Genomic DNA, 12447 nt, shown 5'->3' on the forward strand with positions numbered 1-12447 from the left:
TATTTCGTAAACGGTAAGTTTCTCTATGTTACTACTCTATCTAGTTGTGTGGATGTGTGGATTTTATTCCACACTATCTGGTAAATTTATTCCCATCGTAGTGCATCAATAACGTCGGAGGCCGTCATCCCGATTGGCCCACGTTGCTCGGCTACCCGGTCTCCAGCGAGGCCATGTGCAAAAACGCCGAGAACAGCGGCTTCAACGGGGTCATATCCCTGTGCGAGCAGAGCCGTTAGAACGCCTGTCAACACATCACCCGTACCGCCCGTACTTAAGCCTGGGTTACCTGTCGAATTGAAGTGAATATCACCGTCGGGTGTCGTAACAGCTGAGTGAGCGCCTTTTAAAATTACCACTACGTTGTATTTTCTGGCGAAATCACGCAGAATGGTTAACTTCTCGTAGTCATCATTCCACTTTTTTGTAAGTCGTTCGAACTCTTTGGGGTGGGGCGTCAGAATGCTATTTTTGGGGAGCTGGACTAATAATTCACGATTTTCGGCCAATAGATTCAGCGCGTCTGCATCAACAACAATCGGTTTTTTCAAGGTTAGTAGTAACCCTTTCAGCATGGCCAGCGTTTCGGAAGCCTTGCCAATTCCCGGCCCAATACCTATTGTTGAATAGTCGGACGGCTCCGGACTTTCATTACCTGGATGACTAGCCGGGGCAGTTCCCGTAAGCACGTTTTGGTGGCGATCCGGGCTGCACATCGCTTCCGGAACACTGGATTGTAAAATAGCGTAGCCACACTGAGGTACCTGAACCGTCAATAAGCCTACCCCCGACCGCAAACAGGCACGAGCCGCTAAAACGGCTGCGCCAATTTTTCCGTAACTACCCGCCAGCAGTAAGGCACGACCGAAAGTGCCCTTGTTCGAAAATCGGCTCCGTTTGTGAAGCAGCAGGCGGGCTTCGGCGGGTTGAGTGAAATAATAAGGCGTTGGGGCCAGGTCGATGAATCGTTTATGCAGCCGGATGTCCAGTACCTGCCAATTTCCCACGTAAAGACCATTCTGGGGCAGCATAAAGGCCAGTTTAGGCAACTGAAACGAAAGCGTATAATCGGGTTCAATGATGACATCAGTCGGGCTATTCGGTTGATCGGTGTAGAGACCGCTGGCAATATCAACCGAAACAACCGTGGCTGGTGCACGATTGATGGCTTTGATCGTATCCCGCACAATCCCCTCGGTTGGGCGCGATAGACCCGAGCCCAGAATAGCATCGATGACAACGTCAGTATGTCGTATGGCCGGAATATCAGTCGCCGATTCAACGTAGTGAACGCTTTCAGTGACGAGTTTGAGCCGCCGATGGTTGTGCATGAAATCATCCGACTCGCGGGGGGCATACCGCACAACAAAGATGTCGATGGGGTATTCACGCTCCAATAACAAACGAGCGATGGCCAGACCATCGCCCCCGTTATTACCCAGACCACAGAAAATTTTAGTTTTGGTTGTTGACGGGAAGTGATCAACAAACCAGTCGACAAAAGTGAGCGCGGCCCGCTCCATCAAATTAATTGGCGCTATTGGTTCGTGTTGTATTGTCGATTGGTCGAGGGAACGAATTTGATCAACGTTCAGTATTTTCATGGAGTTCGTTATTGGTGCCGCAGGTAATTTTGCAAAAGTATTTTCTCCTACTGAGAAAATTACTATCTTTGCGGCTCATTTCGCAAATAGTTATCTGGCGATTTATATACGGTCATGAGCGAGTTAATCAAATTAGTGGAGGCAGACAACGCGCAGCGTCGCACCGAGTTGCCCACATTCCGGGCGGGAGATACGGTGAACGTACACGTTAAAATCCGCGAAGGAAATAAGGAACGTATTCAGGTGTTTACCGGAACGGTGATTCAGCGCCGTAATCCAAGCACCGGTGGCGAGACTTTCACAGTCCGCAAAGTATCAAATGGCGTTGGCGTTGAACGGATTTTCCCGCTTCTGTCACCCAACATCGATAAGGTCGAAATCGTCCGTCTGGGCAAAGTTCGCCGTGCACGCCTGTTCTACCTTCGTGGTCGTCAAGGTAAAGCTGCTCGTGTGAAAGAGCGCAAAGCAAAAGTAGTTGCAGCAGCTTAATTGTCCCGATTTTGCACAACATCGTTGAAAAGCTGTCTGTAAAGACGGCTTTTTTTGTAGCCAATCGCCCCACATCCTATGGACTTCTTCAAATATCAGGGAACCGGCAACGACTTTATTTTGATCGATGACCGGCAGAAAACGTTTCCAGCCACTAATCAGGCGTTCATTGAACACCTGTGCCACCGCCGATTTGGTATTGGAGCCGATGGGTTGATTCTGCTGCGAAATGATTCGGACTATGACTTTCGGATGGTCTATTTCAACGCTGATGGAGCCGAAGGTAGCATGTGTGGCAACGGCGGGCGGTGCATTGTCCGGTTTGCGCACGATCTAGGTATTTTTGATCGCGAAACGCGGTTTATTGCTGTAGACGGTGAACACACGGCCACAGTTGATGGCGAAAATATTTCGCTGAAAATGAGTGCCGTATCTGGAATCGAAGACCGTAAGGGGCTAACATTTCTGAACACAGGCTCTCCTCACGTTGTCTTATTCGTAGACGATCTGGAGTCGCTCGATGTTGTTGCTGAAGGTCGTGCCATTCGATACAGCGACTTATTTGAGCCCGGCCGGTCCGCCGGTGCGGTGGATTTGCCCGGCGTGGATTCGTCCGGTGGTACGAATGTGAACTATGCTCAGGTGCTCACCGACGACACCGTTTTTGTCCGAACCTACGAACGGGGTGTTGAAGACGAAACCTATTCCTGCGGAACGGGGGTAACGGCCGTTGCGCTGGCTGCTCACCAGCAGTTGGCGCTGGCTAACCCTGTTTCCATCAAAACGATCGGCGGAAACCTACGCGTGTCCTTCGAGCCGATGGCCGATGGTGGGTTTGAGACGATTTATCTGATTGGACCCGCCAAACGTGTTTTTGCCGGAAGCATAACTGTTTGATGATTTAGGCCGTTAATCAAGAAGCCAATCACGACAACAACCGGATGATTATTTATAAGAGTAAAGGATTACTGCCATCCATATGGCATTTTCACACGGGGCCTACTGCCAAACGGTTACTGCGCCAGTTGATTGTTATTGCTGTGTACGTAACACTGGTTACAATTGGTGAAATGACTTTCCTCGACATTCGTCTGAAAGATACGCCCGGTTCTTTTTTGAGCGCCATGGGTATTCTGCTTAGCCTGCTGCTTATTTTCAGAACGAATACCGCTTACGACCGATTCTATGAAGGACGCCAGGCATGGGGCGAACTGGTCAATAATTGCCGGAACCTGGCTATTTTCTTCAATGCGGTTCTGCCCGAGGGCGACGCCAGCAGCCGACACTTCTTTGCCAAAGCGATCTCCAACTTTCCTGTTGCGTTGAAAAATCATTTGCGCGATAGGACCGATGTGAGTGAACTTGACATGGTTGAAGAGGGTGAGCGACGTGATCTTAGTAATTTTGATCACAAACCGGCGGGCGTAGCCAACCAGCTTTGGGTAAAAACCGAGATTCTGTATCGCCAGGGGCACATCTCCGAATCACAGCACATTAACCTGAATCAGCACTTAACGACCCTCATGGATGTCTGTGGGGTCTGTGAACGGATTAAAAGCACACCCATTCCGTTCTCCTACGCACTGTTTATCAAGCTGTTCATCATGCTCTACGTGATGATGCTGCCCTTTACGGTGATTACTGCTTTCGGCTACCTAACGATCCCGGTTGTTTTGCTAACCTCGTACATTCTGGTTGGTCTGGAACTGATCGGAGAAGAAATAGAAGAACCGTTCGGTTTAGAACGTAATGATTTGCCATTGAGCCAGTTAAGTCAACTGATTCGGGTGAACGTACACGATATATTGCAGATCTATTTACCGCATGTTGAAAAACAGGCTGCCAAACCGGGTTTCACGATCGTTACCTAGTCAACGGCTTCGATGATACCGCCGTGCAAATGATAGATCGTCTTGTTCTGAAACTCTGGCTGCCGAAGTAAGTCTTTGGCGGCTACCCGGCTCCGGACACCGTTGGTACAAATGACAATCAGTGTCTGATAGGGGAGGAGTTCCGCTTTCCGGATACGAATATCGGGTAGCGGTAGATTTAGGCCGCCAATATTGAATTCATCAAATTCCCACTCATCCCGCACATCGACAATAGCCGTACGCGGCTGATGACGAAGCTCCTTCAAGTCTGATAAGGTTATGTCGGTATACATGTTTGTAAGCTTATACAGGCATAACAACCGATGCTGATGGGCTGTTCGTGTCCGTTAGCGCTTCGTGATTTCCAGAATATCAATCTCAGGAACCGTAGGACTTACCCAACCGCACTGAATCACGACCTGTTTGCCCGTTTCTCTGTATGAAACTTTGACTGGTATTCTCACCGGATTGAGTTGGCCGGGAGCTATGCTAAGCTGGGCTCGCTTTACCGTGTATAAACTACTGGCGGATGGCTTATACTGAATAGCTTGGGCTGATAAACTGTCCTTATCCTGTTCTATATACAGTTCACAACCATCCGCGTAACGGCTGGTATCATTGATAAACCCAAGTAGTGTACGATCAGGTCCAACGGTACTGTCACGTTTAGAATGACAACCAACCAAAATGACAAGCAATAAATAACCGGTAAGTCTCATAGCTAAGCCGTATAATTTTGTTTAGAGACCCATCTATAGTGGTAAACGTTGCAATACCGTCATAGAGCAGAAAATCTGTCAATCTGTCATAAATCAGCAGGATGGAACAGGATTTGACGTCGCCTAAGCAGATTCATAATCTCATTCTGACTAAATTATGGAAGCAGTACAAAACGAAAAAGGGCAGATTTCGATTCACACCGAGAATATCTTCCCGATCATTAAGAAATTCCTTTATTCCGACCATGAAATTTTTCTGCGGGAGTTGGTCTCCAACGCCGTAGATGCTACCCAGAAACTGCGCCAGCTCGCTTCATTTGGCGAATTTGGGGGTGAGTTAGGCGATTTGAAAGTTACTGTGTCGCTCGATGAGGCCGCAAAAACGATCACCATTAGCGACAATGGTCTCGGCATGACGGCTGATGAGATTAAAAAGTATATTAACCAGATTGCCTTCTCCGGGGCAACCGACTTTCTGGAAAAATATAAAGATAAAACTGACGACAAGGGTCAGATTATCGGTCATTTTGGCCTAGGCTTCTACTCGGCCTTTATGGTGGCTGAAACCGTCGACATTATCACAAAATCGTACCGGGAGGGCTCGGAAGCCGTTCGCTGGACATGTGATGGCTCAACCGAATTTGAATTGGCACCTGCCGAACGTGCCGACCGCGGAACGGATATCGTTCTGCACATCGCTCCGGATTCGGAAGAATTTTTGACTAAAAGCCGGTTGCAGGGAATCCTGGATAAATACGCCCGTTTCTTACCTGTGCCAGTAGAGTTCGACGGGAAAGTGGTGAACAACACGGCCCCGATCTGGACAAAATCACCCTCGGACCTGACCGATGAAGATTACAAAAACTTCTATCGGGAGTTGTATCCCATGAGCGAGGAACCCTTGTTCTGGATTCACCTGAACGTCGATTATCCGTTCAACCTGACCGGAATTTTATACTTCCCGCGCATTAAGAATGAACTGCGTTTTCAGCGCGAGAAAATCCAGCTTTACAGTCGGCAGGTGTTTATTACTGATGAAGTGAAGGATGTTGTCCCTGACTTCCTGATGATGTTGCATGGTGTTATCGACTCGCCGGATATCCCGCTCAACGTGTCGCGGAGCTTCCTGCAATCGGATACGAATGTTAAGAAAATCAACGGCTACATCACCCGCAAAGTAGCTGACAAATTAAACGACCTGTTCAACGCCGACCGGAAATCGTTCGAAGAGAAGTTCGATGACATTGGCCTATTCATCAAGTACGGTATTTTGAGCGACGATAAGTTTTGGGAAAAAGCCAAAAACTTTGTGCTGCTTAAAAATACGGAAGGTGAATTTGCCACGCTGGACGAATACCGCGAGAAAGTGCAGGCGAACCAGACCGACAAAAACGAGACGCTGGTATTGCTCTATACATCGGATCGTAAACAGCAGGATGCTTATATCGAGTCGGCTCGTCGGCGGGGATACGATGTGTTGCTGCTGGATAACGTCATTGACGCCCACTTTATCAATGCCCTTGAGCAAAAGCTTGAAAAAGTCAACTTCCAACGCGTAGACGCAGATACGCTTGATAAGCTGATTGACAAAGGGTTGAATAATGAGAGCGTTTTGTCGGAAGCGGACAAGACGAAACTGAAGGAAGTGTTCGATCAGGTGTTGGACAACAAAATGCTCAATGTAAGCATTGAAGCCCAGCCAACGGACGAATTACCCGTTACGATCACCTTGCCGGAGTTCATGCGTCGGATGAAGGACATGTCGGCGCTGTCGGGTGAGCAGTCGTTCTACGGCAATTTCCCAATGACGCACAACGTGGTCGTTAATGCGAACCACCCATTAATTGGTAAAATCCTGGCCGAAACCGATGTCGACGCGCAGAAGGCGCTGGTAAAGCAAGTTTATGATCTGGCGTTGCTCTCGCAAAACATGCTTACGGGCGCTGACTTGACTGCGTTTGTTAAGCGGACGGTTGCTACGTTGTAAACACGTCAATTGAGACAGAACGGGGATTTTTGTGCTAGCTAGCACAAAAATCCCCGTTCTGGTTTTATACCCGACCGTTATTGCTGCGGGGGATTTGACTAACTGCACCACTTGCCTGTGGTGTAGACGCCTTGGTGAACCAAACTTTCCGGCGGGATACCAGACGGCCAATAATGAAAATCAGGATCAGTCCAATAATAACCACAGCAACGAGTGGTAGAAAAATCGTAAATATGGACAAGCCAAACGAAGCTACATTCTCACCCGTAGCCACGACCGGATTGGCGACCCCACCGGTCGTCGCCGTTGTGCCGAGCCGTAGTAAACTGGTTCCCGCCTGAACAATTCCGGCCGAGCTACCGCCCAGCATTAGGCCAAGCCCCCAGTGAATCACCGGGTTGTCAATGTGTAGGAAAGAGGTACTAAGCAAAGTACCTGCCATGATAGACGCAGGTGTGGCAACAGTATCGAGCAGGTTATCGAGCCAGGGAATGTAATAGGCACCAACCTCAAAGACGGTGGCAACCGTGAGCCCTAACAAGGCAGGCCAGTCTCCCAGCCACTCGAAACCAGTCATCGTGCCAATCAGGCCGAGCTTTGTCGCTGCACTGGCAATCAGCAGCGGTACAAACACCCGAAACCCGCAGCAGGCGGCCAGGCCAACGCCAATGCAGGCACTCATAATCCATTCGAGGGACATAGTATAAAGTGGTTTATCGTTGTTGGTAAATGGCTTCTGGTATATCGTGGTCTGTCACCACCGCAATCGGCGGTTGGGTCCGCTGACCAGATTAACTGTACTTAGTCAGTCATAAACCAAAAACTATAAACGGTACACTATGTTTTTACCCGAAAAACTGCGGATTGAAATTCATCAGGAAGGCTTCGTCCGTTGCGCGGGTTAGAGCGGTGTAAAGCCACCGTACAAATTCATCGTTCACCTGCCCTTCGGGTAAAAATCCCTGATCGACAAAAACCGCGCTCCATTGACCGCCCTGGGCTTTATGACACGTGAGCGCATAGGCAAACTTAACCTGCAGGGCGTTCAGGTAGGGGTCGCGCCGGATCGCTTCAGAGCGTTCCTTTTTGCTCTTGATATAAAAATAGTCTTTTGCTACACTTTCATACAAGGCTTTGTATTGATCGGCTGTCAGCGAGGGAACGGGTGTATGCAGCGTATCGAGCATAATCTTGGCGTCGAAATCAGGCTGCTCTTCGTAATCGACCAGGTGCAGCGTGACGGTAGCAAACCGAAAGCCATGCATTTCTTCTTTGTTCCGAATTTTCTGTACCTCCGCAAATTCACCATTCGCCAGAAATCCCGCCGGAGAGTCGTCGTCCAGAACGGTATAGTTATTTCGGGCAATCATCAGCATGTCACCCGCATCGAGCTCTTCCTCACACTGGTCAATCATCCGTCGAACAAACTGGTTGTATTGCACCGCTGTTTTGTTAGATCGGCAAATGATGGCCGTATTCTCGCGCCCATATTTATCGTAGGCATACCGAATGCCATCTTCCAGCTTCATCAGCGGCATTTTGTAAATGTCATTAAATGATCGGACGTTGAGCTGAATCGGCGGCATTTCAGTCGGCGAACTGACCACGTTGTCGGTGAGCAGGGCATCGAAGCCAACGGCTTTGGGCGTAGCCGAAACGCCATCGAGCAACATCCGCAGGCTGGTTGCATTGTGCAAAATGCCCGATTCTTCGTCCTGCCGCATGACTTCCGTTAACTCCTGCTCATAAACCGTCATGTCGAAGGCACTGGCCAGAAAGCCCCGGTCCAGGGCGGGGCTTAGCTCGCGGCCAACGGGCGGCAGCTGAGCGGTATCGCCCACGAGCATAAGCTTGTTGCCGGGGTTTTCAAAGACATAGTCGATCAGGTCCGTGAGGAGTCCTTTGCCACCAAAGTCCGCTTCGTCCGAGATCATTGATGCTTCGTCGACGATAAACAGGGTATCTTCGTGGTAATTCTTCTGCCGCTGAAAGGCCAGGCTATCCGAACCCGGATCGGCCACCTGCCGATAAATTTTCCGGTGAATGGTTTGAGCGGCTTTCTTGGCGTAATTCGTCATCACCTTAGCTGCCCGCCCGGTCGGAGCCAGCAGCACTGATTTGTAGCCAAAGCGGGGGAGTACTTTTATGAGTGTGCCGACGAGGGTCGTTTTTCCGGTACCGGCATAACCACGCAGTAAAAAACAGTCGCGATAGTGTTCAACTTCCTGGGGGGTAATGAACTGGCCAATCTGTTCGAAGAACTGTTCCTGGCCAGGAGTAGGCTTAAAGGGGAAACGTTTGGCTAGCAAATTGGCCGCCGTTTGGGTTTCGTTCATGCGACTAATTTACGAAAAAAGGAGGAAACAGGAAAGGGCAAAAGGACGGTCGTTTTTTTATTTTTACCCCTTTTTTCAGTCCGTCTTTCGGCCTTACTCCCTTTTTCTTATATTCACCCACCACTAAACCTTTACCCCAATGAACATCCGTCAAATACTTCAGGGAAAGTCTGTTAACGCCCTCTACAGCGTCTCGTCTGGCCAAACCGTCCTGGATGGACTTAAGGTTATGGCCGACAAAAATATCGGTGCGCTACTCGTCGTTGATGATGGCGAATTGACCGGTATTTTCTCCGAGCGCGACTATGCCCGCAAAGTGATCCTGAAAGATCGCCACTCCGACGATACCCGCATTGCCGACGTAATGACGGCTAATGTCATTACCATTGAGCCCGAGCAGTCACTGGAAGACTGTATGATTATCATGTCCGATCGGCACATCCGCCATTTGCCGGTTATGGAAAAAGGAAACCTGATCGGTATCATCTCCATCAACGACGTAGTGACGGCCATTATCCGTGATCAGAAAACCCGAATCGACTCCCTCGAAAGCTATATATCCGGAAGCCCATATTAATTGGATGCGGGGTATAAGATGTATGATGCAGTCCGGTAAATACACCCCATACCATGCATCATACATCCTAATTTCCTTACCTTTGCGTCCCCAAATACCCATTATACCGTGACGCAAGTAGTTGACAATCCTCGGGAAGAGGTCCTTAAATTGTATGGAAACCGGCTTCGGCTGCGTGTCTGTGGCCTGTATCGGGAAGGTGACCAGTTATTGATGGTTCGCCACCGGGGTATCGGCCCAACCGATACATTCTGGTGCCCTCCGGGAGGGGGGGCTCAATTTAGCGAAACGGCACCCGCGGCCCTTGTTCGGGAGTTCATTGAAGAAACCGGGCTGGAGATTGAAATCGGCGATATGTTGTTTGTGAATGAGTTCATGCAACCGCCCCTTCACGCTATGGAATTGTTTTTCGACGTGAAGGTTACCGGTGGTGTGCTCCGGCAGGGAGTCGATCCGGAAATGAGTCTCGATGGGCAGATTATTGAAGAGGTTCGATTAATGAGCTTCGACGAGATAAAGAGTTATCCGCCGGAAGAAGTACATGCCTTGTTCCGCTACTGCAACTCGATTGATGATGTTTTTAAACTAAGCGGATATTTACAGGGAAAACATTGAGAATTACTTGTCCGTTTTAACTATGTTTATCAATTCATCTACTCGTAAACTTTAGTTTTTCGATATTGTGCAAATCGCTGTGACCCTGACGCCTACTATTTCCATTGGTTCCGACTCGTTCGATCCACGACTGACCGAACATTCGGTATTAAGTCTGGAGGTCGGTCGAGACCGATTCCGGTTACTGGTGCAGGATAAAGGGGGGCGCGGTATTTACCTCAATGATTACACATTTTCGTCACTACTGAGCGATCGGTCCATAACGGGCGTTTTGCCGGAGATATTTCGTGACCATCCGGTGCTATCGGCCGGGCCCTGGCAGGAAATTCGTATCGGTGTCAATTCGCCTTCATTTACGCTGATACCCGCTCCGCTTTTTCGAAAAGAGTATGCCGGTAGCTATTTGGCGCTGATGCGGGGAAGTGCGCTGCCTGCTCATGAATTTGCCCAGTCCTTCGCGCACAAATCCGAAGGGTTCTTATCGGTATTCAATCTTGAACACCCACTGGCGGATTTCTTTTCGGAGATGTATCCACTCCAGCCTTTGACGTTTGTTCATCAGGTGGGTGCGCTGATTCAGGCCACGGCCGACCTCGACCGCCTGGCGCTGACGCCCGATAATGTGTATTTGTTTTTCGAAGACGAGTTCGTGACGGTTATCTACCGCCATGCCCATCAGGTTCGTTACTGCAATCGATTTGGGTATAAAAATGTGCAGGATTTAACTTATTACATCCTGTATGTGCTCGATGAGCAAAAACTAGATTCTACGCAGGCCCGGGTTTCTTTGTATGGCGAGATTACGCCTTTCGCTGAATCGTATGCGGAGTTAAGCCGGTTTCTGCCCAACCTGTCTTTTGGGCAAACGCCACCTGGTTTACCAACAGCTGCCGACTTTAATGACCTGCCCGATCATCGGTATCTTAGTTTATACGGGCTAGGTTTAATGGGTGACTAACCAGCCACTCGTCCATTCATTATGAAGCGTATCGCCCTTTTTCCTGGTTCGTTCGACCCATTCACCCGGGGTCATGAAGACATTGTCCTGCGGGGTTTGCAATTATTTGACGAAGTTGTAATTGGCATTGGGCGAAATGCCCATAAGGTACGCTATTTTCCGCTTGAGCAAATTACGGAGCTGATCGAAGGGGCGTTCCGCCATCAGCCCGCCGTTCGGGTGATGAGCTACGATGGCCTGACGGCCAATGTAGCCCGTACGATCGGAGCAAAGTTCCTGCTACGGGGGTTGCGTAATACAACCGATTTTGAATACGAAAATGGTATCTCGCAGGTGAATCGGTATATATATGAAGACGTAGAAACTGTCTTTCTGATTACGTCACCGCATCTGGCACCCATCAGTTCAAGCATTATCCGTGACCTGCATCGATATGGTCAGGATGTCAACGAATTTTTGCCGTATCAGTTACAGGTGTCGAATAAAGCGAAGTAAACAGGAAGGTCTTCCCGTTAAATCCTTATACGGCTAACTGGTCGAAGACATACCGAATCGAGCTGAACGAATTGGTGAGCGCCAGCTTCGTTTCTCGTTTATCAAACCAGGCAAGCTTCTCGATATCCTCTTCGGTCTGAGGAGCCATCCGGCTGTCGTTGACAACGGTCATCCGATACCACTTGGTGCGTTTCAGGATTCGATTGCCATTCAGGGTATAGGTATGCCAGGTGGTACAAATCCGTTCGCTAACTGATACCTGAACGCCTGTTTCTTCCTGTACCTCACGAGAAGCGCCCTGTCGCGACGATTCGCCATTGTCTAACTTGCCTTTGGGAAGATCCCAGACGCCCCGCCGGAACATTAGCAGCATTTTGTCGCCTTTGAAAACCACGCCCCCCGCGGCTTTGATAATCCTGAACGGTTTTTTAATGGCCTCTTCGCAATCGTCTTTATTCAGGCAACCCAGGGTAATGGACAATAACTGGCCCGCGTCGGATTTTTGAAGCAGCGTGAGCAACTTATTGACGGTGGCAGGCGTAGCGTTGATGATGAGCAAATGACCGTGCAGGGCGTCGGGCTTGAGGGCTTCCAGCCGTGCATCGACAATCTGGTCATAGTCAACAAATTCCGGGTGGTCTGCCAGGGCAGGATTGGTCAATTGAGCAGCGGCTTTGGGGCCAACGAGCCGAATAGGCCGGTCATTAATAAAGACAATCATCAGAAGAAAAGCGGTTCGAAGCGTAAAAGTAGCAAAACAGATGGTCTGTCGCACTGTTGAATCTGTTGCAAACCA

The 12447-nt window shown here is 49.4% G+C and carries 14 protein-coding genes; 8 read left to right on the forward strand and 6 right to left on the reverse strand.

Annotation, left to right across the window (positions count from 1 at the left end):
* Positions 1–86: 86 nt before the first annotated feature.
* On the reverse strand, positions 87–1604 hold the full coding sequence (locus ACYU8Y_RS08035) for an NAD(P)H-hydrate dehydratase (RefSeq protein WP_460935981.1): 1518 nt from the start codon (positions 1602–1604) through the stop codon (positions 87–89).
* Positions 1605–1718: 114 nt separating this feature from the next.
* Between ACYU8Y_RS08035 and rplS the strand changes: the two genes are divergently transcribed.
* The 3 genes from rplS to ACYU8Y_RS08050 all read left to right on the forward strand — a co-directional run bounded on the left by rplS (position 1719) and on the right by ACYU8Y_RS08050 (position 3964).
* Positions 1719–2093 (forward strand): 50S ribosomal protein L19, encoded by a 375-nt coding sequence (gene rplS / locus ACYU8Y_RS08040; protein WP_460935983.1) that lies wholly within the window; start codon positions 1719–1721, stop codon positions 2091–2093.
* Positions 2094–2171: 78 nt separating this feature from the next.
* Positions 2172–2990 carry a diaminopimelate epimerase gene (dapF, locus tag ACYU8Y_RS08045; protein ID WP_460935985.1) on the forward strand — a complete coding sequence of 273 codons (819 nt, stop codon included), beginning with the start codon at positions 2172–2174 and terminating at the stop codon, positions 2988–2990.
* A gap of 44 nt (positions 2991–3034) precedes the next feature.
* Positions 3035–3964: a bestrophin family protein gene (locus ACYU8Y_RS08050; protein WP_460935987.1), complete on the forward strand. Its 930-nt coding sequence runs from the start codon at positions 3035–3037 to the stop codon at positions 3962–3964.
* On the opposite strand, the gene ACYU8Y_RS08055 is transcribed toward ACYU8Y_RS08050, so the two are convergent.
* Both ACYU8Y_RS08055 and ACYU8Y_RS08060 read right to left on the reverse strand, forming a co-directional pair.
* Entirely contained in the window at positions 3961–4257 is a 297-nt protein-coding gene (locus ACYU8Y_RS08055; RefSeq protein ID WP_460935988.1) for a rhodanese-like domain-containing protein, read from the reverse strand. The two genes, ACYU8Y_RS08050 and ACYU8Y_RS08055, sit on opposite strands and share 4 nt — an antisense overlap.
* A gap of 54 nt (positions 4258–4311) precedes the next feature.
* On the reverse strand, positions 4312–4683 hold the full coding sequence (locus ACYU8Y_RS08060) for a hypothetical protein (RefSeq protein WP_460935990.1): 372 nt from the start codon (positions 4681–4683) through the stop codon (positions 4312–4314).
* A 157-nt stretch (positions 4684–4840) separates the two neighbouring features.
* Between ACYU8Y_RS08060 and htpG the strand changes: the two genes are divergently transcribed.
* A complete protein-coding gene (gene htpG, locus ACYU8Y_RS08065; protein ID WP_460935992.1) occupies positions 4841–6670 on the forward strand; it encodes a molecular chaperone HtpG in 1830 nt (609 codons plus the stop codon).
* Positions 6671–6734: 64 nt separating this feature from the next.
* On the opposite strand, the gene ACYU8Y_RS08070 is transcribed toward htpG, so the two are convergent.
* Positions 6735–7370, reverse strand: coding sequence for a DUF4126 domain-containing protein (locus tag ACYU8Y_RS08070; protein ID WP_460935994.1), 636 nt, complete (start codon positions 7368–7370; stop codon positions 6735–6737).
* A 145-nt stretch (positions 7371–7515) separates the two neighbouring features.
* Positions 7516–9006, reverse strand: a complete 1491-nt coding sequence (locus ACYU8Y_RS08075; protein WP_460935996.1) for an ATP-dependent DNA helicase — start codon at positions 9004–9006, stop codon at positions 7516–7518.
* A 139-nt stretch (positions 9007–9145) separates the two neighbouring features.
* On the opposite strand from ACYU8Y_RS08075, the gene ACYU8Y_RS08080 reads away from it, so the two are divergent.
* The 4 genes from ACYU8Y_RS08080 to coaD all read left to right on the forward strand — a co-directional run bounded on the left by ACYU8Y_RS08080 (position 9146) and on the right by coaD (position 11651).
* Positions 9146–9583 carry a CBS domain-containing protein gene (locus ACYU8Y_RS08080; RefSeq protein ID WP_460935998.1) on the forward strand — a complete coding sequence of 146 codons (438 nt, stop codon included), beginning with the start codon at positions 9146–9148 and terminating at the stop codon, positions 9581–9583.
* A gap of 108 nt (positions 9584–9691) precedes the next feature.
* Positions 9692–10198, forward strand: coding sequence for an NUDIX domain-containing protein (locus tag ACYU8Y_RS08085; protein ID WP_460936000.1), 507 nt, complete (start codon positions 9692–9694; stop codon positions 10196–10198).
* A gap of 67 nt (positions 10199–10265) precedes the next feature.
* Positions 10266–11156: a DUF3822 family protein gene (locus ACYU8Y_RS08090; protein WP_460936002.1), complete on the forward strand. Its 891-nt coding sequence runs from the start codon at positions 10266–10268 to the stop codon at positions 11154–11156.
* A gap of 21 nt (positions 11157–11177) precedes the next feature.
* Positions 11178–11651, forward strand: a complete 474-nt coding sequence (gene coaD / locus ACYU8Y_RS08095) for a pantetheine-phosphate adenylyltransferase (RefSeq protein ID WP_460936004.1) — start codon at positions 11178–11180, stop codon at positions 11649–11651.
* Positions 11652–11676: 25 nt separating this feature from the next.
* On the opposite strand, the gene ACYU8Y_RS08100 is transcribed toward coaD, so the two are convergent.
* On the reverse strand, positions 11677–12372 hold the full coding sequence (locus ACYU8Y_RS08100) for an NUDIX hydrolase (protein ID WP_460936063.1): 696 nt from the start codon (positions 12370–12372) through the stop codon (positions 11677–11679).
* Positions 12373–12447: the final 75 nt, after the last annotated feature.

The sequence above is a fragment of the Spirosoma humi genome (assembly GCF_054776575.1).